Here is a 5,439-nt window from a genome sequence, read left to right as displayed (position 1 = left end):
TCCAAAACAACTTTGAAGCTGTATTGTCCGATCGAACCCCAAAGATCGGAAATTTTTAGAGGAAAGGCGATGCAGCAAGGAGTTTGGATGATGTGGGCAGAGTGACAGAAGCGGAATAAAAGGCATCGTGCCAAGATCTGTGTAAAAAGCGATCGGCTCTTCCTCTAACCCTTAAGAGGAGTGCTTTTAAAGTTTTCTTGAACCGTCGATGGTGATTCAAGCTGTTATTTGTCCTATAAATTATTAGCTTTAATGATAAAACGTACTCTTGTCTCTCAGCCTCTAGAAAGCACTAAAACTCAACCTTTACCCTTTCAGAGAGCGGAAGAAATTGGTTCGCGAAAGTCAGGGCGCTCTTTGTTTTCCAATGTGGCGCTGTTGCTACTTAGTACTGCTCTATTAAGTTGGTCTATCCGCCTGATTCAATCTCAACTAACAACTATTAGCAGCGTTGATGCAGTTGTAAACGGTACGCTAACAGACATCCGGGCACCACAAGAAGGCATAATTTCCAAAGTCGCAATCAAAACTGGTCAGTCTCTCAGCTCCGAGAAAGAGTTGTTTGTGCTAAAAGATCGACGAGCTAGCCAACTTCAAACTCAAGAGATTTCCAGTCGCTTGAATCAACAGGAAGCAGAGTTGGAACAGGCACAAGCACGTTTGCCGCGTAAAATGTTGCTGCTGAATGTTGTAAGTCGAGAGGCTGTAAACCAGCAGAAGCTGGCAGTCTCAGAGAATCAGCAAAGTCAAAACCAATTGTTGTCCGATATCGAAGGTGCCAAGTCGCGCTGCGAACTGGCAAAATTGAGCTACCAGCGCACAAAGTTTTTGAATTCACAAGGAGCGATCTCTCGCGCCAACCTTGATACAGCCGAGATCGAACTCAAACAGCGGAAAAGTGAAGTAAAAAGCTTACAGGCTAAACTGGCAACTTTACAGGTTAATGAGGATGCTGTTCGTGGCGGTTTGTCCTTATCCAGAACGCGAAGTAACTACGATCCCAGCATTCGGCTAGAGGAGTTGCAACTGCAAATTGCTGAAGAACGGCAAGGGATTCAAATCTTCAAAAGAAAGATTGCCGGAACTAAAGCAGAGCTGAGTCAGGCAAAAAAGGACTTTCAACGCAAGCAGGGTGCGACGATTAAAGCGCCAGCAGCAGGGGTAGTGTGGCGAGTAACTGCCCAACCTGGCAAGTTTGTGCAGCAAGGAGAATCACTAGGGCAAGTAGCGTCCTGCAAACAACGGTGGGTAGATGCTTGGGTAGATGAGCAGAAGGTGCAACTACTTCAAGTTGGCTCCCCAGCCGAGATTAAGCTCAATGGGATGGGTTCATCCGGTACGCTCAAAGGAAAAGTCTCGGTAATCCGTTCGGGGATCGGGCGATTAGCTGCTGGGGAAGATGTCGCGATCTCCATGCCGCCAAACTTACCGCGCCAAACACAAGTTCGGATCGATTTAGATGCAGGATCGGTTTCATCTGAGCCGAGTGAGAGCGGAAATCTTTGCCGGATCGGCTACACGGCACGAGTGACATTCCCGGTGCGAACCACGAGTTTGTTTGCAGGCTTATAATCTCTCATCAAATTGCGTTTTTTGCCATTTAATAGTGATGAATACTAAGCCTAAAAAAATTATTTCCCCTGTAGTTTGGTTGTTGTTTGCTACTAGTGCTGTTGTATTTATATCAACCTTGTTTATTAGTAACTGGACGAGTACAGGGCCAACATTTTTCTCGCCGCAGGAAGTCAACTCAACTGTCGATCGGGTAGTGCCAGCATTATTACAAGTTCCAGCTATCGATTGGGAGTTGCTACTCCCAATTGTTGCTGTTCTCTCACTTGGTATTTGTCTGAGATTTGTTCGAGCAACAAATGGGACTCGTCTGATTGTTAAGTCGATCGTCTTATTTTTAGCAGCACGGTATTTTATATGGAGGACAGTTGCTACCTTAAATTTTTCACATCCAGCCAGTACAGTTTTTTCTTTAACTATCTACAGTGTAGAAGTAATTTCTTTCTTTTCTTGTTGTCTGTACATGGTGCAAACAATCTGGTCAACCTCCCAGCAACGCAAGCTGGAGGCAGATCGGTACTCTCAAGCTGTTATTTATGGCGAATATCTGCCCTTGGTTGATGTACTGGTGCCAACTTATAATGAGCCAGATTATATCGTTCGCCGGACTGTAATTGGCTGTCAGGCAATGGAATATGACAATAAAACTATTTATATTCTCGATGATACTCGTCGCCCAAATATTAAAGCACTAGCACAGGAATTGGGTTGTGAATACATCACCCGACCGGATAATACCCATGCAAAGGCTGGCAACTTAAATAACGCACTAAAGTATGTTACTGGCGAATTAATTGTACCGATCGATGCTGATTTCGTACCTTTCAAAAACTTTTTAACTCGAACTGTTGGTTTTTTTCAAAATCCAGAAATCTCCCTCGTCCAAACTCCACAATACTTTTACAATTCGGACTATCACAGTCGCAATTTAGGGTTAGAAAATTTTCTACCCAACGATCTAGAGCATTTTTATGGATTACTGCAATCAAACCGCGATGCAGGCAATAGTGTAATTTGTTGTGGCAGTTCCTATGTCGTTCGGCGTAGTTGTCTCGATGCTGTTGGTGGCTACTATACTCGCTGCTGCGTTGAGGACTTTCAAACATCCTTGCGAATGTTAACACAGGGCTTTCGGCTGACTTACCTGAATGAAGTTCTGAGTACAGGAGAATCAACTCGAACCTATATAGATTTTATCGATCAGCGACTGCGATGGTTACAAGGAAATTTTCAGGTTTACTTCTGTGGCAAGGACATTCCAATTTGGTCGAAACTAAACTGGATTCAAAAAAGCTATAGCGTATCGCAATTGATCTATTGCTTTCAACCAGTATTACGAGTTGTTTTTATACTAGCACCTTTGTGCAGTGCCTACCTGGGAATTTCACCTTTTATCGCCACCCTACCTGAAGTGATCTACTACTTCCTGCCCTTCTGGTTGCTGCATATTGTCGTTTATGGTTGGGCAACAGACTACCGAGTCTCTTACTTCTGGAACGAAGTGTATGAAACAATCTTTTGTTTTCCAGCACTCAGGCGATTGTGGCTGATCGTTCGCACTCCTTTTGCCAAAGCCAGCCAAGCTACCCGTAAGGGGATTAAGGCAGACCGAAAAAATTACAATTTCAATCGGACATGGCCACTGATTATGCTGTTAGCATTGTCGGGATTAATTATCGGAGTGCGTCTGATTGGCGTACAGCTTGGAGTTTGGTTAACGTTTGATGAGAGCGCGGCTGTACTAATATTTTGGCTGCTCTATAATTCGCTACTAGCGGGGATAGCGATTTTATCGGCGATCGATCTGCCAATTCGGCGCACAATGGATCGCTTCCCGCTCCAAACAATTTGCAAGATTACAGCTAACGATCGAGTTTGGTGGGGATATACTCAAAACCTCTCCGAAAGCGGAGCTAAGGTGATAATAATCGAGCCAGAGGTTGCCCTTGACACGTCACACGTCGAGGTAGCATTTATAGAGCATGACTTTTCTGTGCAAGCTGAGATCGTCCGTTCTCATGTGATGAAGAAGGGTGAGATCGGGGTTGCACTGCAATTTGTCCAGCTTGAGATCGAACAACAGCGTAAGTTGGTTGAGGTGCTGTATACCGAAATGACTTGGTGGAAACAGCGCAAGCAGCCTGGTAGTCTAGACTCTTTCTTGGCGATGATCTCCTCCATCGTTCAAGCAAAATCACTACTCAATCGCTACGACTGAGTAGGCATTAGGCATTAGGCTTTGGGCTTTGGGCTTTAGGTATTAGGAATTAGGAATTAGGTATTAGGCTTTAGGCTTTAGGTTTTAGGGGAAGCCATAGCGGATGTCATTTTCCTATCCATTATTCACTAAAACACTATTCACTATCCACTATTCACTAAAAAACTATTCACTAAAAAACTATTCACTATCCACTAAGCTATCGGGCAATGCTTAAATTTGGACGATATTTACTGCTGGGATTAATCGTGACTACACTTTGGGTGAGCCAAGGTCAAAGTATGAGTATATTTTTTGCAAAAGCGCCTACTCCTTTATCCTTCATCCAAGCCAATCAGCTTAAATTGGCGAAACAAATTGCTCAGACCCGGATGGGAAATATCGTTATTGAGGTTGTTAACTCTCAGCAGCAGCCAATCGGTGGTGTAGAAGTCAAAATCGAGCAAGTCACCCATGAATTTGAATTTGGCACAGCACTCAGCACTCAGATGTTTGCTCCAGGTAACGATCCCACCGATCGATCTCGATATCTTCAGCTTGCTAAACAACTTTTTAATGCCACTGTACATGAGAATGCGCTCAAGTGGGATGCAATGGAGCCACAGCGGGGACAACTTAGTTATGCAGACGCAGATCGAATTTTAAGCTGGAGCAAAGCCAATTCTCTACCATTACGCGGACATACAATTTTCTGGGAGGTGGAGCAATGGAATCCAACTTGGCTCAAATCCCTCTCGCCGCAAGATCTGCGATCTGCTGTCGAGCGTCGGGCGACAGAAATTTGCGGACGGTATCGAGGGCGAATTCGGGAATATGATGTCCTTAATGAGATGCTACACGGTGATTTTTTTAGACAGCGTTTAGGAGCAGATATTGTCAAAACAATGTTCCAACGATGCCATGCAGCCGATCCGAGTGCAGTATTATATGTCAATGATTATGACATCTTGAATGGCAAAAGACTCGATGACTATGTGCGACAGATCCGTTCGTTGTTGGCGCAAGGAGTCCCGGTTGGTGGGATTGGTATTCAGGCACATATTCTCAAAGAAACGGTCGCACCAGCTCAAATTCAACACAGTCTAGATACCCTAGCACAATTTAATTTACCAATTAAGATTACAGAATTTTCGACACAGACAGCTACCGAGCAGGAACAAGCCCAGAATCTGCTAAATGTATATCAAATTGCTTTTGCTCATCCGCAGGTTAAAGGAATTCTGATGTGGGGATTCTGGGAAAAGGCTCATTGGGTACCCCAGGCAGCTATTTTTGACAGCAGCTTTAGACCAAAACTGGCTGCAAAGGTTTATCAGGAGCTAATTTTTCGCCAATGGTGGACTCAGAAGAGTGGGAATACCAATCGGAATGGTCAATTTTCAAACCGTGCTTTTTTTGGACGGTACCGGGTAACGGTAAAAGGGCGAAACTGGAGTAGAACTCGCTTATTCTCATTTTCCTCGCAAATGAATCAGTCTAGAGTTTTGAAGTTTATCAAATAGACCGGATTGCGAAAGCAGGCGATCGATCCCTTATTTTACGCCTAAACCTTAGCAAATCCCCCTAGCCCCCTTAAAAAGGGGGAACCGGATTCTTAGTCCCCCTTTTTAAGGGGGATTTAGGGGGATTCATACCAACTGCGAGTGTCA

3 protein-coding genes are annotated in these 5,439 nt (G+C 44.4%); all 3 read left to right on the top strand.

What is annotated here, in order from left to right; genetic code table 11:
• Positions 1 to 252 precede the first annotated feature (252 nt).
• The 3 genes from RMO35_RS11405 (at position 253) to RMO35_RS11395 (ending at position 5,292) form a co-directional block, all read left to right on the top strand.
• The gene (locus tag RMO35_RS11405; RefSeq protein WP_309741315.1) at positions 253 to 1,572 is read left to right on the top strand and encodes an HlyD family efflux transporter periplasmic adaptor subunit; all 1,320 of its coding nucleotides are present in this window, start codon (positions 253 to 255) and stop codon (positions 1,570 to 1,572) included.
• A 37-nt stretch (positions 1,573 to 1,609) separates the two neighbouring features.
• The gene (locus RMO35_RS11400) at positions 1,610 to 3,790 is read left to right on the top strand and encodes a glycosyltransferase (RefSeq protein ID WP_309741313.1); all 2,181 of its coding nucleotides are present in this window, start codon (positions 1,610 to 1,612) and stop codon (positions 3,788 to 3,790) included.
• Between the two features lie 209 nt (positions 3,791 to 3,999).
• Complete coding sequence (locus RMO35_RS11395) at positions 4,000 to 5,292, top strand: endo-1,4-beta-xylanase (RefSeq protein WP_309741311.1); 1,293 nt, start codon at positions 4,000 to 4,002, stop codon at positions 5,290 to 5,292.
• Positions 5,293 to 5,439: the final 147 nt, after the last annotated feature.

This window comes from Chamaesiphon sp. OTE_20_metabat_361 (assembly GCF_031364565.1).
This window is presented reverse-complemented; position numbering and strand designations above follow the sequence as displayed.

Coding starts and splice junctions, on each gene's coding strand:
- RMO35_RS11405 (WP_309741315.1), top strand. CDS start 253: ATGATAAAACGTACTCTTGTCTCTCAGCCTCTAGAAAGCACTAAAACT.
- RMO35_RS11400 (WP_309741313.1), top strand. CDS start 1,610: ATGAATACTAAGCCTAAAAAAATTATTTCCCCTGTAGTTTGGTTGTTG.
- RMO35_RS11395 (WP_309741311.1), top strand. CDS start 4,000: ATGCTTAAATTTGGACGATATTTACTGCTGGGATTAATCGTGACTACA.